The sequence below is a fragment of the Actimicrobium antarcticum genome (assembly GCF_039536745.1).
Classification (GTDB): Bacteria; Pseudomonadota; Gammaproteobacteria; order Burkholderiales; family Burkholderiaceae_D; genus Actimicrobium; species Actimicrobium antarcticum.
Genome location: NZ_BAAAZE010000008.1, coordinates 104,243 through 129,736, shown reverse-complemented (window position 1 = coordinate 129,736; position 25,494 = coordinate 104,243). Strand labels below are relative to the sequence as shown.

Here is a 25,494-nt window from a genome sequence, read left to right as displayed (position 1 = left end):
AAGCCGTACGATACGTTGCCTTAGTGTTATGAATTCGGTAACTGAAGTTGCCGAAAAAATAACCATTGGCAGGCATCGATTTGACAACGGCTACCTGCGCAGATTGCCACCGGCCTGAGCTTCCCCCAACATAAGGTTCGTATGTTTGACGCCCTGCAGCTACCGCTTGCCGAAGCAATCATCAAGGACACCTCCGATGGCATTGTCATTTGCGACATGCGATTGCCGGACGCGCCCATTGTCTTCTGCAACCCTGCTTTCACGCGGATGACCGGCTATTCATCGCAGGAAGTCATCGGCAAGAATTGCCGTTTCCTGCAAAAAGATGATCCGAATCCGGGTGATAAAGCTGCAATCCGGCTGGCGATCAGCAAGCGGGAGCCGATGCGCACACTGATACGCAACTATCGACGTGACGGCAGCATGTTCTGGAACGAACTGGCTTTGTATCCACTGTCCGATACCAGCGGTGGCGAACACTTTTACGCGGCGACGCAGCGGGATGTGACCGAGTCGGTCCAGAACGCCGAAAAACTTGCCAACATACGCAATGATCTGGAAGACAGGGTGCGCGAACGCACTACCGAACTGCGCGAGGCGAATGATTTGCTGCGGCGCGAAATCGCCGAACGTCGGCGCACCGAAGAAGCCTTGATCGATGCGCGTGCCACCCTGACGATCTCGCAAAGCCTGGCCCGACTTGGCAGCTGGAGTTATGACATCGCCAGCCAGAACATGACCTGGTCCGACGAAATCTTCCTGGCCCTTGGGTTGGTACCGCAGGCCATCGAGCCGAGGCGGGAAGCCATTTTGCAGCGTACCCATCCGGACGATCGGGAGAAAGCCGCCAGCATTCTCAGTCACAGCCTGCGCACCGGTACAGATTACAACAGGGAATACCGCGTCGTTCGGTCGAATGGCGAAATTCGTCATATTCAAACATCAGGCAAGATCATTTTTTCTAGCAGCAATCAGCCTGTGCGACTGGTTGGATCGTGGCTGGACATCACCGAGCACCGGGAAATCGAGCAGGCATTACGCAACACGCAGGAGAGCCTGCGCAAACTGGGTGCGCACCAGGAGCATGTCAAGGAAAACGAACGCAAACGCATCGCCCGTGAAATTCATGACGAACTGGGTACACTGCTCACGGGAATCAAAGCCTACCAGTCGGTGGCCGTCGACCAGGCGCGGCGTCACTGTACGGTCCCGCTCGATACGCTGCTCGAAGCGAATCGTCTTGCCGACGAAGCCATCGGTACAGTACGTCGTGTTATCACCGATTTGCGCCCCAGCGTGCTGGACGAACTGGGTATCTGGACCGCAGTGGAATGGGTGGCCGAACGGATTGCACAACGCGCTAACCTGATCCTTAATCTGGACATCGAAGACCATCTTGACGACAATGGCATCGATGCAGAGCGCAGCATCGCGCTTTTCCGCATCGTGCAGGAAGCCTTGACCAACGTACAAAAACACGCGAAAGCGACTTCAGTGGACGTGCAAGTCCGGCTCGTCGCCAACGTGCTGCGCATCGTTATCAAAGACAACGGCATTGGCATCGCGCCAGAGCACGTTGACCAGCAAGAATCATGGGGCTTGATCGGCATGCGTGAACGGATCGGCCATTTTGGCGGCGAACTCCACATACATGGCGGGTCCGGATACGGCACCGTCGTGTCGATACACATGCCGCTGCAGGAAATTACCGATGCCACCTGACACCATACGCGTCATGCTGGTGGACGACCATGCGGTGGTACGCAGCGGCGTACGACTGATGCTGGGCACGACTGGCGATATCACGGTAACCGGGGAAGCCAGCTCGGGCCCGGCGGCATTGCAGCTGATTACCGGACAGATTTTTGATGTTGCCATCGTCGATATTTCATTGCCCGGAAAAAATGGGCTCGAACTACTCAAACAGCTGCGTCAGTTGCGTCCGACCATGGCGGTACTCATGTTCAGCATGTATTCGGAAGAAGTCTATGCAGTTCGGGCCTTGCGCAATGGTGCGGTTGGCTACCTTACCAAGGAAAGTCCGACCGACGTCGTGATCGACGCGGTGCGCACTGCCGCTGCCGGTCGCAAATACGTCAGTCCCACACTGGTCGAGCGACTGGCCGAGTTGCTTGGCGACGGCGGCAGATTTCCGCACGAAAGTCTGTCGGACCGTGAACTCGAAGTCATGAAGTTGCTCGCGTCCGGTATCAGCCTGGTCGACATTGCGACCAAATTGCATCTGAGTGCCAGCACAGTGACCACCTACCGCTCGCGCATTTTCGAGAAGACGGGGTTAAAAGGGAATACCGGACTGGCCCGATATGCGATCGAGCATGGTCTGATCGAGTGAGCACACACGGCAGCTCTGCCATTACGTCGTGATTGCTACCAACAGTTGGCATACGTTGTAGTGATTCCCTGACAAACAGGGTGAAAATTTCCAACAAAAACTGACCGTGTTTTATGGATTGTCGCGATATCAACTGCCAGAGATACTAAGTCTTGGGAAAAGTTCAATCTCCCTCAACGATCCAGACTTGTTATTTACCTAGGGGACAAAAATGACACTCCATAACATGGCACAACAAACGCCAACCATTGCAGAAGTCTCACCATCACTCCCAGCGGCATCCGGCACCACCGAAAAAACGGCGCGACAACACAGCGCTTCCCGCAAGCCCGAAAAATCCACCGACACACGTCAAACCCTGCATCAGCTTTCACAGCTGCGCGACAACAGCGAGATGCACGAAGAACTGCGCAAGCTGCTTGGTCATTTGCACGCGCAAACCATGCTCATCAGCGGCGAAGGCATGGAAAATTTCTTCAATCATAACGACCAGATCAAAAGCGACTATCTCTGGGCGATGTGCGATACCGCCGAGCGCGCCATGAAGTTATTGGACGACGCTGGCTGAGTAGGGTTGTACGGAGCGCTGCCGAATGTCCGACGCGCTTGTCTTGCGTAATCTGCGCAGACGGCTGACTACGCCAAAGCGCCTACACGCCGATCACCTGCTGTCTGATTGCATGTGATCCTGACGAGGTGCAAAATCTGCCAGGCCGGTCACCGCGTATCCTCTCATCAGCGCTTCGATGAGCATACCGGCCAGACTGGCCGGCAGTCCCGTCAGGCTGTCGAACCTGCTGCGAGACTGCCCATGAAATCTGCTGTTCCGACCTCGCCAGCCAACGGTGCACCACCGCGCTTGCAATTACGCGATGTCGTTCTGCTTGCAAAAACCACCTTCACCTCCTGGCTGGATGACTATGCGCCCAGTATGGGTGCCGCGCTGGCGTATTACACGGTGTTTTCCATCGCACCGCTGTTGCTGATCGTGATTTCTCTGGCCGGACTGGTGTTCGGTGCGGAAGCCGTGCGCGGTGAAATTGTCGGTCAGCTGTCCGGGCTGATGGGTCGATCCGGTGCACAGGTCATCGAAAGCCTGTTGCAAAGTGCCAGCAAACCATCGGAAAGCATTACCGGAACGCTGTTCGGGATTGCGCTGCTGCTGGTCGGCGCAACGACAGTCTTCGGCGAATTGCAGGATGCCATGGACCGTATCTGGCGCGCGCCGCAACGGCAAGTCAGTGGCGGCTTGCTGCGCTTACTGCGCACCCGCTTGCTGTCGTTCGGAATGATACTCGGCATCGGTTTTTTGCTGATGATTTCGCTGGTGTTCAGCGCCGCGCTGGCGGCACTGGGGCGCTGGTGGGGGCCGCTGTTTGCCGAGTGGGTACTGCTGGCCAACCTGCTCGACATCGTGCTCGGCTTCGGGCTGACCACGGCCGTGTTTGCGCTGATCTACAAATTGATGCCACGTGTCAGTGTCGGCTGGCGCGACGTCATCATCGGTGCGCTCGTGACGGCATTCCTGTTCACGCTGGGCAAGCGGTTGATCAGCCTGTATATCGGAACCAGTGGTGTCACCTCGGCCTTCGGTGCCGCCGGTTCGCTGGTAGTGGTGCTGGTGTGGGTGTATTACTCGGCGCAGATTTTTTTGCTCGGCGCTGAATTCACCTGGGCGTATGCGCACTTGCGTGGATCGCGCCGACCGCCTCCGCACGGTGCCGACAACACAAACGACGGTCCAGCGGATCGGCTGCATGACGCGTTGAGCAAGATGCCATCTGATATACCGCTGGCTACACTCCAGGACGGCAACGAGGACCCTCTGTCAGGTATCGACCAGTTGCCCCCGTTACACGCCGCGAAACGCCGCCGTTGACGACAACAGCTTGCTCGAAACAAACGTGACCAACTGCACTTGTCGGCAACAGGCTATCATCCGCCCCTTCCCACAAAACGGAAGTACGCATGCGCACCTCTCTGGCATTCCACGAGAATTCCGGCAGTACCGGCAGGCACACGCAGTTTCGCTCCATCGACCTGCTGAAAATTATTGCAGTGCAGCTCATCGTCCTGCATCACCTGGCGTTCTACGGACCGATGTCCGATCAGGTGGCACTGATTGCGCCATCACTGATCGCCTGGCTCAGTGACGAGGCCCGTATCGCCGTGCAGATTTTCCTGGTCGCCGGCGGATTCCTGGCAGCGCGCTCGCTGACGCCGCAAGGCCGCCCCGGAATCGCCCGGCCGTGGCGCACGGTCGGTGGGCGCTATCTGAAGCTGGTCCCGCCATTTCTGGTAGCAACGATGCTTGCCGCTGCGGCCTCTGCCGTAGCCAGCCAGTGGATGACGCACGCATCGATTTCGGCTCCGCCCACCATCCATCAGTTGATCGCCCATGGGCTGCTGTTGCACGGCATTCTGGGATACGCCTCTTTGTCGGCCGGCGCCTGGTATGTGGCGATCGACTTTCAGCTATACGCGCTGATGGTGCTGCTGCTCTGGCTATCGGGCAGCTTCGCAGCGCGACGCACCGCAGCATGGCTGGTACCTGCACTGGTCGTGATGCTGGCATCGCTGTCGTTACTGATCATTAATCGGGACGCTGCGTGGGATAACTGGGCGCCCTATTTCTTCGGTAGCTACGGGCTCGGGGCAATCGCCTGGTGGGCCTGTGATCCGCGCCGACGACCAGGAGCCGCAGCACTGCTTTTTGGCGCGATTCTGGTGCCGGCACTGGTCGCGCTGATGATCGACTTTCGCAGTCGCATCGCGCTGGCTGCCGTGGTTGCCTGTGTCCTGGTGCTCGTCAACCGTCGTGGCGACAGTGGCCCGTGGTTTGACGGTCGGCGCTTCGACTGGGTTGACCAGTTTGGCAAAATATCGTACTCGGTATTCCTGATCCATTTTCCGGTTTGCTTGCTGGTGAATGCCGCTTTCACGCATTTTGCCCCGCCTGATCCGCTCATCCAGGGCGCAGGCATGCTGCTGGCGTGGATCACGAGCCTCGCAGCGGGCGCTTTGTTCCACCAGTGGGTCGAGCAACCGTTGGGGCGACTGGTAACAACGCGCCGACGCCGGCGGCATTTTGACTTGGTGATGTAACATTAATGGCAACCTTTTGCCATGCATCGGGTCTGACGTTTACTTTCACTTCAACAAGGACATACCATGCGCATCGACCTGTTTCAGCGGACAGAATCCGAAGGCCATTTTTCCTATCTTGCCGTGCCCGAAGGCAAGGTCATTCCTGATGAAGTCGTCAACAGCGAATGGCTGGACGTGGCACGTGGCATGGAGCTGGGCGACCAGCAAGCACGCACTGCCTACGGTATCGATGCGGCGGAAGAACAGATCAATGCGAAAGGGTACGCCATCACGGGATTGACCAGCGACTGCTGAGCGCACCCTTACCGCGAACCAGTCCGTATCCGATGGCCAATCGGCGTTACCCAATTGATACGTCGGCGACGTCAACACGGTATCCGCATTCCCGGGCACGTATTCGTTTTGATGGATCTGTTAATGTCTAGTCATACAGATCCAACCACTCGAATGCACAATGCCATCACTTTTCCTGCAGTTCCTTTTGTCGCTGCTGCTATTGGTAGTCAATGCCCAGGCGCTGGCGCAAACCAACGCCGAGCAAGCACTCATCGAACGCAAGGTCGAGTCGGCACTTTACGTCCAGCGTCCCCTGCTGGACCGGGCGTTGGCCGCCATCGCTCCCACCGATCCAGCGCGTATCGGCATGTATTTTCTGGGTGTGGCCGGTGATGGCACACAGGAAGTTTTTCGGCGCGAGGTGGAATTCGTGCGCAACCAGTTCGATCGTGACTTCGGCACCCGTGGCCGTTCGCTGTCGCTGATCAATAGCCGCACGACCGTCGAAACCAACCCGATGGCAACGCGTACCAGTCTGCGCGCCGCCTTGCAAACCATCGCCGCGCGGATGGACCGCAACAAAGACATCCTGTTCCTGTTCCTCACCAGCCATGGCTCACCAACCCATGAACTGGTACTGGGACAGTTCGGCATGGACTTGCCCGGCTTGCCTGCGAAGGAGCTGGCGTCACTGCTCAAGCAACAGCAGATACGCTGGAAAGTCATCGTGGTCTCGGCTTGTTACGCCGGAGGTTTTATTGCACCGTTAAAGGATGACCACACCCTCATCATCACTGCAGCACGTCAGGATCGCAGTTCATTCGGCTGCGCCGATGACAATGACTTTACGTATTTTGGCCGTGCGTTTTTCAAGGAATCGCTGCCCCTCAGCAGCTCGTTCGACGATGCATTCAACCGGTCAACCCGGCTCATTACCAGCTGGGAATTACGTGACCAGAAAACCGCCCCCAAGGGCGAAGCGGTAGCGCATTCGTATCCGCAGATGTCCAGCCCGGCGGCGATTGCCACCTACCTGACGCAGTGGCGTCAACAGTTGCCGACCCGCTGACAACGTGCCTGACCGGGGCAGTCCATCCGGCACATCAGGCCGCCAGCCTGAGCGGCGCCGAGCCGGTTTGCGCGGCAGAAAAGAAACCGATCGCCGCACGCAATTGCTGGCTTTGCCGTTGCAGCTCTGCGGCATTGGCTGCGGCTTCCCGCACCAGTGCAGCATTCTGTTGGGTCGCCGCATCGATCTCTGCCACGGCCAGATTGACTTGCTCGATACCGATGTGTTGCTGGTGACTGGCATCGGTGATTTGCCCGACGATCGTGGCGACCTCGCGCGACGAAGTGACAATGGCATCGATGGTCTGACCAGCACTGTGGACGTGGCGACTGCCGAGCGTCACGCAGTCGACGGATTGCTGAATCAGCGCCTTGATTTCACGTGCGGCCGCAGCAGAACGTTGGGCCAGCGCCCGTACCTCTGCGGCAACGACGGCAAAACCTCGCCCGTGATCCCCCGCCCTGGCAGCCTCAACGGCGGCATTGAGCGCCAGGATATTGGTCTGGAACGCGATGCCGTCGATCACGCCGATAATGTCACCCATGCGTGCCGAACTCTTGGCAATGCTGGTCATGGTCGTTACCAGTTGGCCAATTTGTTGACCACCTTGATTGGCGTTGTCGGCAGCCGAGGTCGCCAGACCATTGGCCTGCAATGCGCTGGCCGCATTTTGCCGGACCGCCGCGCTCAGTTGTTCGATCGAGCTGGCCGCATCCTGCAGCGACTCTGCCTGCAACACGGTCCGGTCAGACAGATGAACATTGTCGATCGACATTTGCTGTGCGGTGGCATCCATGGCGACGATGCCATGACGGACATTGCCGACAGTACCGGCCAGACTTGCCGCCATTTGTTCCAGCGACATCAGCAAAGCACCGACCTCATCGCCACGGCGCGGCTGGCTCTCGATGGCGAGATCGCCGCTCGCGACCTGCGCCGCAATCCCGATGGCATGCCGGAGTGGCCGCACCAGACTGCGAATGAGCAACCAGGCACACAACACACCGAGCGCAATGCTGAGTACACCCAGTCCGATCAGTAGCAGGATGCTGGTGCGATAGAGCCGTTCGCTGTCGTCGGCGATCTGTTTCGCCTGGATTTTCTGGTTATCCAGCACTTGACGGATACCTTGCAGGCTCGCCAGTTGCGCCGGCTCCATGTTGCGCTTGACCTGTTGTTCGACATCCTGCGTCTTGCCGATTGATTTCAGCTTGAAGACCTCTGTGCGCACCGCCAGATAGCGGCTGCGTTGCAGGTCGATCGCTGCCAGTAGCGCAGTTTCTTCGGCAGTGATCGCCGAGCCCTGCAAGGCGGTGCGCAAGACGGCAATTTCCTTGTCGCCCACGCTGAGCTGGCTGGCAAAATATTCTTCCAGTTCCAGACTGTCACTCTTCGCTATCGCAATGGCCCGCACGCTGTTCAGGCTGACCGCACCCAGCCAGTCGGCGGCCAGCTGCTGAGTTGCCAGTTTGCGGTTGACCAGGTAATCAGTCATGTCATACGCGGCTTGCAAACGCCACAGTGCCACCGCAGTGATCGCCGCCATAACCAGTAAAACGGTAGCAAAAGACAGGATCAGGCGGGTCGTGATGTTGAACTGATAGGTAGGCATGTCAACAGTGCTCTCATATTTCCTTGTGGAAATTTCAGGTTACTCCTGGCGTGTGACAGGCTCGTTACAGGCCTGCTCGGCGTAACGTTTGTACAAGTTTGTCAAACATCATTGCAAACGGGTCAATTCCATCAGGTAGACATACCGGCTCGCCGCGAAACGCGTAAAGTACAGCGATGTTGCAGCGGAACATCCACGGGCACCGACGGTGGGTTTAACGTCATGCGAACAGCGCTATTTTTCCCTCTTATCCCGAGTCCAGCATGCCCAACTTTGCAAAGTTGCATCAATCGTTCAAGCGCTTTTACCTGCCTTTGGTGCTCCTGCTGATCGCCCTGCTGGCAATGACTTTCAATAATGTCAAACCCGCGCCCTCCCAGGAAGCCATCTCGGTAGTGCAGACGCAGAATGTCGCCGAAATTACGGCGCTGGTCGCCAATCGCGCACGCATCGAGTACGTCTTGATAGCGCAACCGTTGGCCGATTTTCCACGATATGTCTTCAAGTACAAGGATGAACAGCAGATCCACGCAGTGAAGGTGCCGATCAATACCCACATCGGCATCGAACGCGAGATCCTGCTGAAAAATGGCATTCCGTATGCGATGGCAAAAGACGATTTCCTGGCCGCGCACGCCAGCATTCTCAGTACCGGCAAGAGTCCGCTGGAAGCCGTCGAAAACTATCTCATCAAGAACCTGTTCAGCATCCTGACGCTGGGCATCATGCTGTTCCTGTGCTTCGCAGTCAAAAATGGCATGCCGGGCATGGGCGCGAAAGCCGGCATCACGAAGCCCGCCGATATCAAAGGCTCCATGGATGACCTGATCGGCATGGCCGATATCAAACAGGAAGTCGCGCATCTGGAAGACATGATCCGCAACCGCAGCCTGTACCGCGCGCACAACATCGACAAACCGTTCAATGTGATGCTGAGCGGACCTGCCGGCACCGGCAAGACCAGGCTGGTCGGCTATCTGGCCAAGCGACTCGATGTGGCCTTGATCCAGGCCTCCGGCTCCGGACTGGAATCCGGCCTGGTCGGCGGCGGCTCGAATGCGCTACAGCGCATTTACAAGAAAGCCTGCAAGCAGGGCAACTGCATTATTTTTCTGGACGAAGCGCAGGGGCTGTTCATGCCACGCGGACGTAGTGACAAGAAATGGGAAGACGATACTGCCAACACCTTGCTCGGGCTGCTCGACGGCATCCAGAGCGGCGAAGGCGCTGGCGTGATCTGGGTGGTGGCATCGAACTTCGATGACGCCTCGACCGAGATGGATGAAGCAATGCTGCGGCGCTTTTCGGTGAAGATCAATTTTCGCTTGCCGAACCAGACCGAACGGCGCGACATCCTGCAGGTACTGTTGTCACGCAAAGCCGATGACTGCATCGATCGCAATGACCTCGACCTCGACCATGTGGCGCGCGTCACCGCCAACCTCAGTCCGGCGCTGCTGGAAACCGTGGTCGATTGCGCCAGCCGGATCGCGATCCAGCAATCCTGCGTGATCACCACCGACGTGCTGGTACGTGCCTTCGAACGCGCCACCATCGGCCTGACCGACCGCGCCACCAGCGCCGAAAAGAACCGCCAGCGCGAACGGGTGGCGATCCATGAACTCGGTCATTTCCTGATGCAGATCGATCCGCTATTGCGGCAAGGGTTGCCCCTGGACGTCATCAAGGCACGCTCCGACTTGCTGAAGATCAGCACCGAGTCGGTCTCGAAACTCAATGCACTGGGCTATGTGCTGCAATCGGCCGACGATGCACCGCTGAAAACGCTGGAAGACATGGAGCAGGATGTGATCCAGCTGTATGGCGGGGTCGCGGCAGAGCAGCTGTTTTACGGCGAGCGCGGGATCTCGGTAGGCAGCATGAACGACATCGAAAAGGCGACCCGATTGCTCAACCTGATGGTGTCGCGCCTGTCGATGTATTCACGCTCGAAACTGGACTATGCACAGCTACGGCCCGAAGGGTCGCACAGCGACGAGATGCTGAAGCAGGTCGAAGCCAAGGCCGATGAACTCTACAGTGCCGCGCTGGCAGCAATGCAACCGCACCGCGAGACCATCGACGCGCTCAAAGATGTGCTGATGGAACGCTATGTGCTATCGAAGGAGGAAGTCTTTGTATTGCTGGCCGAATGCCTGCCAGCGCGATGCGATGACACGCCCTCGCTAGCGGAAGCGCAGCCGGCCTGAACGGCCACCGATCGGCGTAGTGCCTTGTTACTGCGCCGTCTTCTGCCGCTCGATTTCGTGACGCTTCATGGCCAGGTAATCGCTGCGCTCGACCTCATGCAGTTGCAGTGGATACTCTTCGGTCGCAGCGAACCAGCCCTGTAAGCGCGTGTCAACTTGCGCGGCAGCGGGCGCGTCCAGATAGCTATCGATGGCCAGGTAGTAGCGCATCGTATTGCGCTCGACCACGCCGCGCATCCCACCGATGTAATCGGGCTGGCCGTCGGCCTGTTTGCCATTGCTGGTAAAGCCGACCTTGTCGCTGCCGACCGTCGACAGATACGCCTGCATGGCGATCTTGCTGGTGAAGCCAAACGTGTAGGAGTAGGTCAGGTGCAGGAAGGTCTTGTTGCCGGGAACCTCAACCGCTTCCAGCATGATGCGGTAATTGCTGGTACCGAGCGGACCCTTTTTTGCATCCAGCCGCGTATCAAAATACGTCGGTGCAGATGTCCCCTGCCGGTACAAAAAATTGACCCGGTAGGCAGCGTCGAGCTGTTGGTCGTCTTTCTTGCCGACGCTGACATTGAGCGTGGTGCCTGCGTCGCTGTTGGCAGCGCGACAGTACTTGGTATTGAGGTGCAGGATCAATACATCGCACCAGCGCGATGGTCCGTTAAGTACCGTGCTGACTTCCGTAAAGGGATGATCGACCAGCGCATAGATATCCCCCTTGAGCGTGTCCGGCGTTTCGCTGGACTCCAGTACTAAAGGGCGCTTGAACTGATTACTCGTCAGTTTCGACGTCAGTTCAGCGTATTTGGCGCGCAGGCTGATAGCAGACGCAGATTCCGGAGCAGCCTGCGCGTCTGTTGCGCCGCACAAGCAGAGCAGCAGCACGCTGCCGGCCAGGTTGATGCATTTTGATACGGTCATCGCGATCCTTTATGTAAGCTTGGCAAGAATGCGCTAGTCGGCACAACGGGCGCACTACGATATTGGCGCATGTCGGGCGGTGCAGCCCCACATGCGCTAGCTCTGCTACGTTGCCTTTCCGGCGCGCCGATGATGCACGACTTAATCGACCCTGCGCATGGAAGACAATTGCCCGGATAGCCGTCCGAGGTTGGCATATTTTCCGGGACCAAACACGACGCACTGACCACGGAAGCCGGCGTCCACGCACATTTCCCATTGCCCGCCCGTGATGACGAAGGAATTGATCTGGTCGTTGAAACCGTTGCGGCTGAAGTTGTCGAGGTCCTGCGTCATCAGGTAGCGGTTGCCACCAAAGCCGGGTGCCGTGAACAGTTCGACACCGGGTTGCTGTTGCGGTTGTTGGTAGCCGCCGCGACCGGCCTGTTGCGCGACGCGCAACGAGCTGAGCGAACGGTACAGACCAGGCTCAAGGCGACGGTACTGGCCCGGCCCCAGGACCCGGCACTGACCACGAAAATCGCGGTCGGAACACAATTCCCAGTAACCACCTTCAATCACCATCGAGGCAGCAGTGTCGTTGAAATTCGCGTCGGACAAGGTCACGACATTGTTCGTCACCGACATGCTGCGACCGCGCATTCCTTCCTCGGAAAACAGCGTCACGCTGGCACCGCGGTCCTGTCCGCCGCGCTCCCAGCCGCCACGATGACGCGGCCGGCCATCCTCATCCCGATCGCGGTCACGACCGTCAACCTCACGTGCAGACGAAATGCGATCATTCAGGCGCCCGTCGAGACGGCGGTATTCGCCCCGATCGAGAATGGCGCAATATCCATTGAACTCATCGTCGCTACAGACTTCCCATTTTCCGCCACGCACCACCACACTGGAGGCACGGTCGTTGAAGCCAACCCGGCCCAGGCTCGGTGTCGCGTCGCGCAGTGCGATTGCGCGGCCACCAAAATCGGGATGTTCGTAGATATCGATTTCACCGGCATGGGCAGCGCCGGCAAACAGGCCTGCAATGCCCATAATTCCCAGCAACAGCGTCGCGGCGATGGATTTGTTCATGATGCGTCCTCGAAAGAGTATGGGTTGGCCCCGATGACCGAGTGACAGTGCCACCAGTAGCGTCACAGGATACGCCTCAAGGTACGGCCGAAAGTTGCCTCGCTACGCCGATGTTACATGTCGCATTATTGATTACAGCATTGCATCAGGCGATGCACGATGCGCTTTCGGGGTGGACATGTCTGTACGCGAACACACCCAACCGTCGCAACAATCACTTGCGCCACATTGGCTGTGGCAGAATCCACCGCTGGCAGTCCCTGGCTGCCCGGCGTTTCGCCGTTCCATCCTCACACGGAGCTTCTTTCATGGTCACGCCTGCACCTACCTATGGCTCCGATCAATCCGGCCTGATCTGGGGCTATGTGTTCGAATCGGCCCGGCCGGCCACGGTCATCGGCTCGCATGAAGCGGCCGACTGGTTACGCGCCTCGCGCACGCTGGATTCAACCGAATTCATCTGGCTGCATTTCAATCTGAGCCATACCGCCAGCGAAAAGTGGATCACCGAACATACCGGCGTGGTCGATGAATTCTACGAAGCGCTGCACGAAGGCTCGCGCTCGACCCGCATCGAAATGGCTGAAAACACGCTAGTCGCCGTGGTCAACGATGTACTGCACAATTTTTCATTCCAGCCATCGGATACCTCGACAGTCTGGATCAGCGTGTCCAAGCATGTGGTCATCAGCGTACGACGCACACCACTGAAATCGATCGAACGCTTGCGTCGGGCGGTCGAGGGTGGCGAGTCGATCCGTTCATCGGTGGAACTGCTGACGCACTTGCTGCGCGATCAGGCCGATGTACTGGAGAGCATCGTGCGGGATGCCGTCAGCAAGGTCGATGACATCGAAGACAATTTGCTGGCGGGCCGGCTCAATCACCGGCGCGCCAAACTGGGCGCGCTGCGTCGGGTGCTGGTGCGGCTGCAACGCTTGCTGGCACCGGAACCGGCCGCCCTGTTCCGCTTGCTGCAACGCCCGCCGCAATGGGTCGCCGAGGAAGATTCGCAGGATCTACGGCAATCGACTGAGGAGTTTTCGGTGGTGCTGAGCGATCTGGTGTCGGTCCAGGAGCGCATCAAACTGCTGCAGGAAGAAATCGCCGCCGACGTCAACGAAGGCAACAACCGCAGCCTGTTCGTGTTGACCATTGTCACCGTACTGGCGCTGCCGATCAATATCATCACGGGCTTGCTGGGGATGAACGTGGGTGCAATTCCGCTGGCCAACCATCCGTATGGATTCTGGGTTGTGGTCGCGCTGGTGCTGACGATTACGCTGGTGGCCGGCTGGATCGCATTGCGGGCCCAGCGCGACCGTTAAGGTTTGACTGGAATCGCGGAGTTCACGGCGGCGTCGGTCACCTCAGCGTCGGCCAGCGGATTGGTTTCCGTAGCCGCCGGCACCGTGGTGTCGACTTGCACCAGCGATCCCGATGGCAAAGTCGCAGGACGCGCTGTCGCGGCCTTGAAAATCGGCGAGAAACTGGCGACATTGCGCGGCTTTGAACGGCATTTTTGCGCGCTGCGTCGCGTTTCACCGAGCGCTATCGTATAGCCCATCGTCACGGCGGTGGCGCTCTCGCCGCCATCGCGGTTGGTGTGCCGTGACAATCCGACCTGCCAACTGCCACGATGCAAGTCGAGCTGGACTTCATCGGTCGACGCGCTGCTGCGAACCCCGCCCCGCACCCGCGTGCAGTTGTCCAGATACTGCGTAAAGCTGGCTTGCCGCACTGCGGTGCCGGAAGTGCTTTCTGCACCATCGGCCATACCGTATTCGGCACGATCGACCCCCTGGCCTAGCTCCAGTGTGGAATAGTCCGAAGGTGCCAGGCTCAGATTGAGCATGTAACCCTGTTGCTTGCCGGTGGCCAGCCGCTCGGTGCGGCGATCCGCCAGCAAAGCCTGCTCGGCGCCATGCTCGCGCGCACCGGCCTGAAAAACACTGGCGCCAAAATCACGCAGCAACGAACCGGGCTGCCAGTATTTGCGCACGTCAAGCAGATAGCTGTTTTGCGCCACGTTACTGGCGTATTCGCCAAAGACAAATTGATAGGTAGTGCTGGTGCGTAGCTGACCGACGGCCATGTGCAACCGTAAATCGTTGACGGGATCATAGACACCGTTGAGCACTACTTCACTTTGGCGTGGTTGTATCGCCAGATGAATGCCGGCAGCCAGGCTCTCGGCCAGAATGGAACCATACGTGAGTTGCAGCGCTGTTTCGGTTCCGGTCGGGCGGCTGGCGATGGCACCCCAGCCCTGGTCGGGTGCGTCGTAACCCAACGTAAAGCCACCCGGATCCGCCTTGAAACGGGTCACGTCGGAAGCACGATGCGGTTGCGGCAAATCGGGCAGCGTTGACCCGATGTCCGTCTGCATGGCGTGGGCATGGCCCGTCGCCAGCAAGGCAAACAACAACGATTGCAAACGTAAAGGCGGACGTGAAGACAGACGTAAGGACATGGCAAACAGAAGCTTTGGAAGGACGATGCACGGTAACACAGTCGTGCTGCTGGCTTACATCTTGACACACTTGATACCGAATAGAGGGTGCCATGATGGCCTGCTCTGGTTAGGCTCAAGTCTCCCAAACACGCAACGCAGGAGCACTCCATGGAAACGATCCCAACCACCCCTTCACGCATCCATCCGCTGGCCGCCGGCGCCGCTGTCTCGGTGATTCTGGTGAGCTTGCTGGGCGTCGCGGCCATCGCCGGCATCCTGCCGAACTCGCACAGCAGTGACAACAGCAACAACGCACCTCTGGTGCAAAATGCCGGCGCACCGGTACTGGTACAAACCGCCGCAGGACTGCAATACATGCAACCGGTGACCGCGCCGATCGCGTCCGCATATCAGGTTGATCCGGTACAGGCACCCGTCGCTGTCAAGCAGGCCTCGACCGCCCGCCGCACCACACACACGCACCACACACAATCACAAACGTACGCACAGGCCGACACGGGTTATCGCAACGATGTACGCCAGCCGACCTATCAGCAACCGGCCCCCGTCGCCAATAGCCCGATCGGTATCGCGACCGGCGCGGTCGTCGGTGGCCTGCTCGGTAATCAAGTCGGCGGCGGGCGTGGACGTACTCTGGCTACGGTAGCCGGCGCTGTTGGTGGCGGATATCTGGGCAACATGGCCGGGCAAAAATACGGTTATTGATTGATGTCGATTCGATTGATGCCAATTTGATTGATATCGATTGACTGGCACGGAAAGAAAGCAGAAAGCCTCGCAGGACGCGAGGCTTTTTCATGTCTGGCGCGCGCGTTGCGACAGCGCGTCGGCGCTTGTATTTCTTGCGCGGGGTATCCACTGGAACCGCACTTCACCAAGGATGGCGATCAGCGATGTGGCTAGTTTCCGGTAAGTTTGCAGTCCCGGGACTTCGTGCAGCGAGGTCACATCATCGATCACGATCCGGCTGTCACCGTGGATCACCAGCGCCGCCGGTTGCAGTGGCAGTGCGGCCTCCAGCAAAGCCAGCAGCGCAAGGTATTCCGCCTGGTTGCTGTCGCCGTGACCGGCCTGGATGCTGATCTCGATAATGCTTCCCGACGGGCTGCGCAGCACGCCGCCCAGCCCGATACGTCCCGGGTTCGGCCACGCCGAACCGTCAAACCAGCCGTGCCATGCCGCAGGATCGGGCAATTTCTGGTGCTGCCTGGCGTGCCACGCAGCCGCTTTTTCCTGATGGTGCCGGTCACGCCGTACCAGCTCGTCCAGCCTGGATTGTCGGCGCAATGTCACCAGCTCCTGCAAGCCGCCTGGCTGCGCCACCGCTGTCAATATGTTGCGCAGCGCCTCGGCAACCGGCAGCCCCGCATTGCGCGACAGCCGGCGCGCTTGCACCAGCTCTCTGGCATGCGCCGTGGCACACAGCTGATCCCAGTCGGGCGGCTCTTCCCGGATGTCCACTGCACTGATTTGTGCTGCCTACTTGCTTTTGAACTTGCGCAGCAGCGCATCGAGCTGCGCGCTGGCTGCCGGCGCTACCGAGGCAGCCTGTTCGTCGCTGATCTCGTCATCGTCGGCGAACTCTTCCGCCAGGTTTTTCCAGCCGCGACTTTCGGCGAAGACGATGAAGTCTTCCGGCGCTTCCAGTACGATCAGCTTGTCATCCTGCAGGGCGATGTCGCCCGCAATCAGGTCGGGTCCGACATAGCCGAGGCCGTGCAAATGCTTGGTGATGTGGTGGATCAGGACGGCGTCTTCGGACAGCGGATCGTCGTTCATGGCATGGCGCAGGTCGACATAGACGTCGATCATGCCGTAGCCCTCATCAAAAATGCGGATCATGCTGATCTCGCGCAGGTTGCCGGAAGAATCCTTCGCAGTGAAGGACCCGCAAAGCTGGATATCGGTGTCATTGTTCATGCCTGCAGAGTACACCAGGATGGGCCGACGGGTCATCCTCCGGGACCACCAACTTGAAGAATCGCGGCATGGACCCATGTAACCGACTTCCCTCTTCGTGATCGCCTTCTGATGATTCCCTTATCGATACTTGACCTGTCCCCCATCGTGGAAGGCAGCGACGCAGCACAATCGTTTCGCAGCACGCTCAGCCTGGCGCAACACGGCGAGCGTCTGGGTTACCACCGCTACTGGCTGGCCGAACACCATGGCATGCCTGGTATCGCCAGCGCCGCTACGGCGGTCGTGATCGGCCATGTCGCTGCCGGTACCAGCACGATCCGGGTCGGCGCAGGCGGGGTCATGTTGCCGAATCATTCGCCACTCGTGATTGCCGAGCAGTTCGGCACGCTGGCGTCACTGTTCCCGGGTCGCATCGACCTGGGCCTTGGCCGCGCACCGGGTTCCGACCAGGCCAGCGCGCGGGCAATGCGGCGCAATCTGGCGAGCGATGCGGATGAATTTCCGCAGGATGTGCTGGAGCTGATGGCGTACTTCGAACCCTACAGCGGGCGAGGCGTGCGCGCTGTGCCCGGTGCCGGACTGGACGTTCCGGTCTGGATACTTGGCAGCAGCCTGTTTGGCGCCCAACTGGCCGCTGAGTTCGGTTTGCCGTATGCCTTTGCATCGCACTTCGCACCGGGCCAGATGATGCAGGCCATCGAGATATATCGGGCCCGCTTCAAGCCCTCGGCACGACTGGCGAAACCCTACGTCATGCTGGGTTTTAATGTGTTTGCCGCCGATACCGACGAAGAAGGGCGCTTGCTGGCGACTTCGATGCAGCAGGCCTTCGTGAACCTGCGCAGCGGTCGGCCATCCTTGCTGCAAGCGCCGGTACAGGGCTACCTGGAACGCCTGCCACCGGAAGCGCGTGCGATGCTGGAACACACGCTGTCGTCATCAGCGATCGGCGGGCCGGCTACCGTGGCCGCTGCGCTGGAGGCGTTCATTGGGCGCACCGGTGCCGATGAGTTGATGGTGACCTCGCAGATTTTCGATCAGGCAGCGCGCCAGCGCTCGTATGAAATTCTGGCCGAGGTGCATCAGCCCGTGGCCGCCTGAAGCGCCCCGCCTATGGTCGCGGCAGCAGCGCGCTGCGACGGCTGGCGAACGCCTCGGCTGGCTCGAACAAGGTCAGCGACGTCATCGCCCGCGTCATGGCGACATACAGCAAACGGCGCTCCTCGCCGAGATTGGCCGTACGCGGAAACTGGCCACGCTCCAGGTACGGGATCAGGACTTGCGGCCACTCCTTGCCCTTCGCGTATTGCACCGTGGTCAGATCCAGTTGTGCGCGACCTTTCAGGTAATTGAGCTTCTTGCCGATACTGGCCTGGCGCGCCGCCAGCTCCCTGAGAAAATCGGTGGCGGACTGATCGGGACGGTTGCCGGCAAAGCGGATAAAGGCGTCAATCGACCGCGTTGCCGAGTCCGCGCGCCCACGACTGACGAAGACACGACTGGTGGCGGACGCCAGGTCAAGCTGACGGACCGCGTAAGTCAGCAATTGCACGGCGGTGTTTTTTACGGCCACGTTCGCGGCCATCTCGCGCAGCGTCGCAACGACTTCTGCAAAGCGAATTTTCCAGCGTCCGGTACTATCCGAATCCACCGATGACACGCGGCACAAGATCCCCGAAAAAAAGGACTCCAGCGTAGCCGGTTCGGCGGTAATCATGCGTAACGCTTCTTTCCAGCGCCGTTCGTTTTTCAGCTCCGGCGCCAGCCGCTCGTCGAACGACAACAGCGACGCAAAATCGGCATCCGAATCAAACCGTGCAGACGCATACAGGCCGAGGCTGCGCACCAGTTTTTCGGTGGACAGCTTTTCGCCAGAGAGCGTGTCGTAACTGCCGGTGGCGATGTGCAGCAGGCCGCGCAGCATCAGTATCTCGGGGCGCACCAGATACGAATCAAAACCAGAACAGCGGTACGGGATTTCAGCATCGATCAGCTGGTTTTCGATGTCGATACTTTGGTCGGCATCGCGTACCACGACCGCAAAATCGCTCAGCTTGGCATCCTTGCGCGCCCGCGCTGCAGTGATCGTCGCGACCACCATGGCGGCACAATCATTGTCGGCTCCGGGCTGGTAGGGCATGTACGTCACCCTGGTGCTCAATCCCGGCTGCGACACGCATTCGCGCCGCATCATCGCTCCCGCCAGCGCCGACAACGACGATCCGAAGCGAAACGTGCGGGTGATCGCCTGCCGGGTCGCACCCGGAAACGCAAAATCAAATCCGTTCGACGACAGCGCCGGATCGGCCCCGCGTTCGGCATTGATAATCTGATCGCGGTCGCCCACCACCACCAGCCGCGCATGCCGCGCCAGCAATTGCACCAGTGCGAACTCGGCGGCATTGACGTCATGCCACTCGTCGACCACGCAGATGCGGAAACGCGGCAGCACGTTCACTGCTTCTGGCTGGCGTCGGAATAACCCGATCAGGTCGGTGACATGGTCGAACGGGCTTTGCCAGACACACTCGCCGGAATCGGTACCGCGCTGGCGTTCGACCTCTTTGCAGATTGCGATGAGTTCGGCAGATTCGTCGAGCGACTCGGCGATTTCATCGGTATCACGCGCCTCGAATTCCAGCGTGACGAGGTTGGCTTTCAGGCGCACCAGCAGACGAATGAAATCCTCGATGCGCTCATTGCTGTCAAACGAAAAATCAAAGTCGGTAAGGACACCGGCGTCGGCATAGCGCTGCCAGACCGCTTCGGCTGCGGCCACGATATGCGGCCGGATCTGCTCGTTGCTGTCGTAAAAAACCGGCATGTCGAGGTAACTCGCGCCGGCCATGCTGATCACTTGCTGGCGTGCGAATTCTTCGACGGTCTGGACCACGATGCCGCGTGGCGCGCCTTCTTCCACAAATTTTTGCGTCAGTCGTTCCTTGGCTCCCTGCGAAAAACACAGTGCGATGGCCTGCGCCGGTGCGACGCCTTTGTCGCAAGCGCGCTTGAGCACGCAGGCCAGCACGGTAGTCTTGCCGGCGCCAGCCACGGCTTCGATCATGGTGACCGGCTTGGTCGATTCGATGATCGCGATTTGTTCGGGGGTTGGTGAGACGGGCATGGGGCGAATTGGGTCGGAAATCAGTATGGTAGTCGAGCAGGGTGGGGACGCGGTGGAATGCCGTATTCAGATTCGTGTTTGCAGCCATGCGCGGCCTGCATCGGTGAGGCGGTAGCGCTGTAGTCGGCTTTTCGGCTGCGCAGGCAAAGTCATTTCCAAATAGCCCGTAGCGATTGCGGGAAGCACATAAGCCTTGCGGAAATAGTCGGCGTTTTTCAATCCCAGTGCTGATTGCAGTGCTTGGCGGCTCATCTCGCCGCGCACGGCGCGGAGTAACTTTTCGACTTCCATGGTGACTTCCATGGTGACTTCCATGGTGACTTCCGCGGTAAGCCTCTGCGCCAGCACATGCACCGGCAACCGGATCACAAACGCCGTGCGTTCGTCATCGCTCTCGAACACCGACAACGGCGAACCATTGGCCGCCATCACTTTGAGTATTTTTGGGATGCCGGTCGCACGGCCCTCGGTCAGATCCAGTTCTTTCAGGAACTCGCCGATGCGACGGTTGCGATAACGCCGACTCACTGCGCGTCCGGCCTGCAAATCCGCCAGCCGGATCGAGCGGTCCGGCCCTGGAAAACTGAACACCACCAGTTCGTCGTGGCTGATTCGTACCTCGATCGGCTCGCGCTCTTCGTACGAACGGTGATAGACCGCATTGACCACCGCTTCTTCAATCGCGGCATACGGAAAGTTCACGATACGCTGCGCCTCTGCGCGCTGCGGATGCTTGATGACGGTCTCATGCAGGTAATTACGCTGGATGTAATCGAGCGCCTCGCGCGTCATCCGACCCAGCGGTCCCGTGAAAATTTTTTCGACGAACCGGTCGCCACCGGCACCATCGGGAAACCACACCACATCGATCTGCGTGCCGGGAAAAAATTGCTCCGGCGTCGCATTGAAAAACAGCAGCCCGATATTCTTCGGCATCGGCGATTCACTCGCACCACCGACCACGTTCATTTGCCGCCCGAGCGCCTCGACCGACAAGGCCGGTGCGTCGTCCTGCAACTCACTGCCCACCTCGCGCAGGAACGCCTGCATCAGTGCTGGTGACAAGTCATCGACCCGCGCCGATTGCCGGAAGCGATCATCGAATGGCACCTTTGCGGTCAGACTCAGCAGTTCCTGCTCCAGCTCTCCCTTGGCCTCGACCGTGCTGCTGTAACGGCGCACATAGTAGTGCCACGACTTGTGCCGTGCCGTGACAGCGGCGGGTGCCTTGTAGGGCCGGGTTTGCCCGCCTGGCGCCCACAGGATGATCAGATGGCGTCCTTCAATCCGCTCCAGACTGAGTGTCGGAAAATACGGCGGCTGGATCAGTTGGCAACAGGCCAGCAGTTCTTGCTGAATCTTGTCGAGCTGGTGCCCGGGCAATCCTTCGGGTGGAAACACTGGCTGACCGTTGGCGTCGCAGTCTTGCCCCAGGACCAGATAACCGCCGCCCAGATTTTCGAAGTCGTTGGCAAACGCGCATATCGACCGCACGACCGGATCAGGATTCCAGCCTGCCTTGTACTCGATACGGGCGCTTTCAACTGTGCGCTGGCGCAGCAGGTCTTGCAGGTTGACGGGGAGTTTGGTGGTGGACTTTATGGTGGCTCTTCATGGGCACCGGGAGTGCCGGATAGTTGAAGAGGAGTTTGCCGCCATCGCGAAAATTGCGGACATGATCGCTATCGATCATCGGGTGCGTCTCAGGCATTTCCCACTTCGTGATGCACTTACGAGACAGTTCGCCAGCCCGAAAACCAGTTCACGCAGCACCACTTGCCAGCGATCGCAAGGCTCTGCGCCCAGCCCGACTTGGGCACCACGAAATGCAGCGGGTCGACATCAACGCCCCTGTGCGCTCATTGCTGTCAAACGAAAAATCAAAGTCGGTAAGGACACCGGCGTCGGCATAGCTGCGATGGCAACCAGTGAAGACGAATCAAACGAGTCGTGCCAGCAGCCAGCCTGTGCCGACAATATGGCTCAATGTCACGACCACCGACAAGCCGTGCAACCACTTGAAACGCTGCCGCTGGCCGGCGTCCGTAGCGCGATTAATCGCTGGCATCAACAGCTGCCATACGGGCACGGTGGACAGGGCGACACCAGCCATCACGACAGCGGCAGTGGCGTCATGCGCCCACCACGTCAAAGCCGCGAATGCTGCTGTGGCCACGACAAAAGCATAGAACCACGTGAAGGCGCGACGCAGTGTTGCACCTGCCGTTGCAGCTGGCAAAGTCGAGAAAAGCAACGCCGCAAGCCCGAACGAATACAGCGTCATTCCGCCAAACAGCAGCGCGGTGGCCAGCACCGCTAACGAATGTGTGATCACGAAATACCTTGTTATAGAGAGATTACCGAGCGCCGTGGACAGAACTTTGGCCACTGGCTGACAGGCATCAGCCAATTGGTTGCTGCCTGACGGCGTGAGGAAAAATTCCGGTCGCGTTACGTGCCCGACGCAAGAACATGCGCCGCGCCTGAAGATAACGTCAAATCCGGCTGACGATAATAACCCCTCGGCAATGATCGCGCTCCCGGTAACGCTGCCGGCCCCGATACCGCTCGGAGTCAGGTTTGCACTCCGCCATACGACGGCGGCGCGGTTCCTGGCGCAGCGTTCCGTGTACGACGCACCAGGCGCATGCATGAGCGATCGCCACGTCAACGTAGTGCTACTGACTTCAGGGAATTGCCGTTGCAACCGGGTTTAAAAAAGAGAATTAAACTGGTGTCCGCACTGTCGCAAACCAAGAGCGCTCTGCCAGGTCGTTATGGCGATCGGATAGTGACAGGGCGGTATGCGACCGCAGTCCCACCAAACACCTCTGAAGACGGAACACCCGGATGAAAAGCCAAGCCTGTTTTGAACTGCGCGACCTGCAAATCAATACCGATATCGGGACCTACGGTCCCCATGACATCGTGCCAGACAAGCATGTGCTGGACCTGACCTTGCAAGTCAATGCGAAAAAAGTCGTGATTGCCGAAGACGGTATGGCGTACGTGTTCGACTATGACCCTCTGGTCACGGAAATTATCCGTCTTGCCGGCGACGGCCATTACGCAACCCAGGAGCGACTTATTACCCGTATCGCCGAGGCATGTGCCGCTTATGCAGACATTGAATCCGTTGAAATCTGTTTGCGAAAATCCCCGGTCTATAACGGTTCCGGCTCGCTAGGCGTAAGGCTGATTGTGGATGCAAATACATTGACCGGCATGCGATAAAAAGAGTCGAGGGCGACAGGAAACGCGTCGTCTTTTCAGCAGACATTTTCAGGTTGGTTCAATGATCGGACGGATAAAGAGGAAAAAAAATGTGGCACTTCCGGAGTCTTGGCTGCATAAAAGCACGCAGGATACCGTGTGTCCATTGTGCGAACGACCCATACCGGGACAGCAGAAAGACGCCCACCATCTCGTACCCAAGTCGCAGGGTGGATCGCTGACCGTTGACCTGCATCGTATCTGCCACCGTCAAATTCATGCGCTTTTTACCGAAACGGAACTGGCGCGGCAATTTTCCACGATTGAACACTTGAAGCAACAAGATGAAATGCAGCGCTTTCTGAAGTGGGTCAAGACCAAGCCCGATGCTTTTTTCGAAAAGAGCCGGAAAAGCGCGCGACTGCGCAGCAAATAAAACCTCGCACATCAGGCACTATCAATGCATGACGGGAATAGTCAACATTCGGCAGGCCAGTGTTCGGAAACTCTCTGAAAATCATGAAGGAAATGACGTAATGGAAGTGGTCTGGTTCAAGCGCGACCTGCGCATTCGCGACCACGCGCCGCTGGCCGGAGCTGCCGCTGCCGGCCCGGTGCTGGCGCTGTTCCTGCATGAACCGGAGATCGTTCTCGCGCCGGATTTTTCAGCGGCCCATGGCGCCTTCATCCGTGAATGCCTCGATAGCCTGCATGCCGCCTTGCAGGACCGCGGTGCGGCGCTCGTGGAGATGACAGGTTCGGCGCCCGACCTGCTGGAGCAGATATGGCAACAGCAGCCATTTGCAACGCTGTGGAGCCATCAGGAAACTGGGAACTGGGCCTCGTACCAACGTGACAAGCTGGTCGCTACGTGGTGCAGCAAGCGCGGCGTGCGATGGCGGCAAACTCCGCAGAACGGGGTCATCCGCGGCCAGGAGGCGCGTGCGAAGCGTGACTGGCTCGCCGAACTCGATACCTATGCGAGCAGCGAGCCAGTCAAGGCGCCGCGCAATATTGTGCCGTCAGGGTTGCACCCGATGCTGGTCGCGTCCGTCGCACCGCTCCAGGCAGCCGGCCACGACAAGCCCGGCCGTGTCAGAGGCGGGCGCGCCGAAGCCATCCGGCTGCTGACCGAATTCATCCGGACCAAGATCATCCGTTATCCGCACGCAATTTCCAGTCCGATCTCCGCCGAGCATGGTTGCTCCCGGCTCAGTCCATTCCTGGCACACGGGGTAATCACGATGCGTGAAATCGTGCTCGCCATGAACCGGCGCGTGGACTCGCCGGAGCTTGCCGTCGACAGGTACCAGCGCGAGCGCCTGATCAATGCCCTGCGGTTTTTTGCCGACCGTCTGCGCTGGCGTGCCGGGTATTTCCAAAATATGGAATCGATGCCGCGACTGGAATTCGACAACATCCACCCCGGCATGAACGGGCTACGCGAAGCAGAATTCAACCCGTCGCATTTCGCGTGCTGGCGGGACGGCGAGACCGGGTATCCGATGGTGGATGCGGCGATGAAAATGCTGCAGCACACCGGCTGGATCAATATGCGCATGCGCGGCATGGTGCTGTCCTTTGCACTCAATGAACTGTGGCTGCACTGGCGCGAACCGGCGCTGTTTCTTGCACGGGAATTTGTCGACTACGAGCCGGCCATCCACTACAACCAGATGCAGATCCATGCCGGCACGGCTGGCGCAAGCAGCATGCTGGCCTATAACCCGGTCAAGCAGGCGCAGGAACTCGATCCCGCGGGCGTGTTCGTGCGGCGATGGTTGCCGGCGCTGCGAGCTGTGCCCGACGCGTATCTGGTCGCGCCGTGGAGCATGCCGCTGACGGTACAAGCTGCTTGCGGCGTGTTGATCGGTACCGACTATCCGGCACCACTGGTTGACCATCTGGACGCCGGGCGCCGGGCGCGTGCCCGGGTGGCCGACGCGCATATTGCCGCCGGTATCCGGCTGCGCGCAGTGCGTGGCGGGGCCGGGCAGAAAATGGCGGGAGCAAGTCAGGACGCGCTGTTTTAACGGCGCGCCGCGTGCGAGCCAGACACACCGCATCAAGACAAAACAGCCGTCGATCAGCATCGGCGCCGATCACTTTTCCAGGCGCTGTCGCGAGGCATGGCGCTTGCC

Annotated in this window: 23 protein-coding genes; 14 read left to right on the top strand and 9 right to left on the bottom strand. The window is 59.2% G+C overall.

The features are described from left to right. The first annotated feature begins 141 nt into the window (after positions 1-141). From ABD720_RS08390 to ABD720_RS08360, 7 genes are all read left to right on the top strand, one after another. A complete protein-coding gene (locus tag ABD720_RS08390; protein WP_344762819.1) occupies positions 142-1,722 on the top strand; it encodes a PAS domain-containing sensor histidine kinase in 1,581 nt (526 codons plus the stop codon). Beyond that, positions 1,712-2,353 (top strand): response regulator, encoded by a 642-nt coding sequence (locus ABD720_RS08385; RefSeq protein ID WP_344762818.1) that lies wholly within the window; start codon positions 1,712-1,714, stop codon positions 2,351-2,353. Before ABD720_RS08390 ends, ABD720_RS08385 begins: the two co-directional genes overlap by 11 nt. 211 nt (positions 2,354-2,564) lie before the next feature. Continuing rightward, entirely contained in the window at positions 2,565-2,921 is a 357-nt protein-coding gene (locus tag ABD720_RS08380) for a hypothetical protein (protein WP_344762817.1), read from the top strand. Between the two features lie 243 nt (positions 2,922-3,164). After that, complete coding sequence (locus ABD720_RS08375) at positions 3,165-4,232, top strand: YihY/virulence factor BrkB family protein (RefSeq protein WP_344762816.1); 1,068 nt, start codon at positions 3,165-3,167, stop codon at positions 4,230-4,232. Between the two features lie 89 nt (positions 4,233-4,321). Beyond that, the gene (locus ABD720_RS08370; protein WP_344762815.1) at positions 4,322-5,458 is read left to right on the top strand and encodes an acyltransferase family protein; all 1,137 of its coding nucleotides are present in this window, start codon (positions 4,322-4,324) and stop codon (positions 5,456-5,458) included. A gap of 66 nt (positions 5,459-5,524) precedes the next feature. Then, a complete protein-coding gene (locus ABD720_RS08365; protein ID WP_344762814.1) occupies positions 5,525-5,755 on the top strand; it encodes a DUF6139 family protein in 231 nt (76 codons plus the stop codon). Positions 5,756-5,915: 160 nt separating this feature from the next. Beyond that, positions 5,916-6,806, top strand: a complete 891-nt coding sequence (locus ABD720_RS08360) for a C13 family peptidase (RefSeq protein WP_344762813.1) — start codon at positions 5,916-5,918, stop codon at positions 6,804-6,806. A 34-nt stretch (positions 6,807-6,840) separates the two neighbouring features. Here the strand turns inward: ABD720_RS08360 and ABD720_RS08355 are convergent, their stop codons facing one another. Then, positions 6,841-8,418 carry a methyl-accepting chemotaxis protein gene (locus ABD720_RS08355; protein ID WP_344762812.1) on the bottom strand — a complete coding sequence of 526 codons (1,578 nt, stop codon included), beginning with the start codon at positions 8,416-8,418 and terminating at the stop codon, positions 6,841-6,843. Positions 8,419-8,681: 263 nt separating this feature from the next. Between ABD720_RS08355 and ABD720_RS08350 the strand changes: the two genes are divergently transcribed. Next, a complete protein-coding gene (locus ABD720_RS08350; RefSeq protein WP_344762811.1) occupies positions 8,682-10,628 on the top strand; it encodes an AAA family ATPase in 1,947 nt (648 codons plus the stop codon). A gap of 27 nt (positions 10,629-10,655) precedes the next feature. Here the strand turns inward: ABD720_RS08350 and ABD720_RS08345 are convergent, their stop codons facing one another. Together ABD720_RS08345 and ABD720_RS08340 are read right to left on the bottom strand one after the other, a co-directional pair. After that, positions 10,656-11,543, bottom strand: a complete 888-nt coding sequence (locus ABD720_RS08345; protein ID WP_344762810.1) for a hypothetical protein — start codon at positions 11,541-11,543, stop codon at positions 10,656-10,658. Between the two features lie 141 nt (positions 11,544-11,684). Beyond that, positions 11,685-12,617, bottom strand: a complete 933-nt coding sequence (locus tag ABD720_RS08340) for a beta/gamma crystallin family protein (RefSeq protein WP_344762809.1) — start codon at positions 12,615-12,617, stop codon at positions 11,685-11,687. A 308-nt stretch (positions 12,618-12,925) separates the two neighbouring features. Here ABD720_RS08340 and ABD720_RS08335 point away from each other — a divergent pair, with 308 nt between their 5' ends. Next, positions 12,926-13,945, top strand: coding sequence for a transporter (locus tag ABD720_RS08335; RefSeq protein ID WP_344762808.1), 1,020 nt, complete (start codon positions 12,926-12,928; stop codon positions 13,943-13,945). On the opposite strand, the gene ABD720_RS08330 is transcribed toward ABD720_RS08335, so the two are convergent. After that, positions 13,942-15,090 (bottom strand): hypothetical protein, encoded by a 1,149-nt coding sequence (locus tag ABD720_RS08330; RefSeq protein WP_344762807.1) that lies wholly within the window; start codon positions 15,088-15,090, stop codon positions 13,942-13,944. The two genes, ABD720_RS08335 and ABD720_RS08330, sit on opposite strands and share 4 nt — an antisense overlap. A 150-nt stretch (positions 15,091-15,240) precedes the next feature. Between ABD720_RS08330 and ABD720_RS08325 the strand changes: the two genes are divergently transcribed. After that, positions 15,241-15,798 (top strand): glycine zipper 2TM domain-containing protein, encoded by a 558-nt coding sequence (locus ABD720_RS08325; protein WP_344762806.1) that lies wholly within the window; start codon positions 15,241-15,243, stop codon positions 15,796-15,798. A 90-nt stretch (positions 15,799-15,888) separates the two neighbouring features. Here ABD720_RS08325 and ABD720_RS08320 read toward each other — a convergent pair whose 3' ends face one another. Together ABD720_RS08320 and ABD720_RS08315 are read right to left on the bottom strand one after the other, a co-directional pair. Then, the gene (locus tag ABD720_RS08320) at positions 15,889-16,554 is read right to left on the bottom strand and encodes a reverse transcriptase-like protein (protein WP_344762805.1); all 666 of its coding nucleotides are present in this window, start codon (positions 16,552-16,554) and stop codon (positions 15,889-15,891) included. Between the two features lie 18 nt (positions 16,555-16,572). Continuing rightward, entirely contained in the window at positions 16,573-17,013 is a 441-nt protein-coding gene (locus ABD720_RS08315) for a hypothetical protein (protein WP_344762804.1), read from the bottom strand. 111 nt (positions 17,014-17,124) lie between these two features. Here ABD720_RS08315 and ABD720_RS08310 point away from each other — a divergent pair, with 111 nt between their 5' ends. Further along, complete coding sequence (locus ABD720_RS08310) at positions 17,125-18,117, top strand: LLM class flavin-dependent oxidoreductase (protein ID WP_344762803.1); 993 nt, start codon at positions 17,125-17,127, stop codon at positions 18,115-18,117. A gap of 10 nt (positions 18,118-18,127) precedes the next feature. Here ABD720_RS08310 and ABD720_RS08305 read toward each other — a convergent pair whose 3' ends face one another. From ABD720_RS08305 to ABD720_RS08295, 3 genes are all read right to left on the bottom strand, one after another. After that, a complete protein-coding gene (locus tag ABD720_RS08305; protein WP_344762802.1) occupies positions 18,128-20,140 on the bottom strand; it encodes a 3'-5' exonuclease in 2,013 nt (670 codons plus the stop codon). A gap of 66 nt (positions 20,141-20,206) precedes the next feature. Next, positions 20,207-21,670 (bottom strand): Fic family protein, encoded by a 1,464-nt coding sequence (locus tag ABD720_RS08300; protein WP_344763660.1) that lies wholly within the window; start codon positions 21,668-21,670, stop codon positions 20,207-20,209. 409 nt (positions 21,671-22,079) lie between these two features. Further along, positions 22,080-22,475: a DUF4149 domain-containing protein gene (locus ABD720_RS08295; protein WP_344762801.1), complete on the bottom strand. Its 396-nt coding sequence runs from the start codon at positions 22,473-22,475 to the stop codon at positions 22,080-22,082. A 515-nt stretch (positions 22,476-22,990) separates the two neighbouring features. Between ABD720_RS08295 and ABD720_RS08290 the strand changes: the two genes are divergently transcribed. From ABD720_RS08290 to ABD720_RS08280, 3 genes are all read left to right on the top strand, one after another. Then, positions 22,991-23,374: a dihydroneopterin aldolase gene (locus ABD720_RS08290; RefSeq protein ID WP_344762800.1), complete on the top strand. Its 384-nt coding sequence runs from the start codon at positions 22,991-22,993 to the stop codon at positions 23,372-23,374. Positions 23,375-23,435: 61 nt separating this feature from the next. Beyond that, positions 23,436-23,789: an HNH endonuclease gene (locus tag ABD720_RS08285; protein ID WP_344762799.1), complete on the top strand. Its 354-nt coding sequence runs from the start codon at positions 23,436-23,438 to the stop codon at positions 23,787-23,789. Between the two features lie 100 nt (positions 23,790-23,889). Beyond that, positions 23,890-25,386, top strand: coding sequence for a cryptochrome/deoxyribodipyrimidine photo-lyase family protein (locus tag ABD720_RS08280; RefSeq protein WP_344762797.1), 1,497 nt, complete (start codon positions 23,890-23,892; stop codon positions 25,384-25,386). The last annotated feature ends 108 nt before the right edge of the window (positions 25,387-25,494 follow it).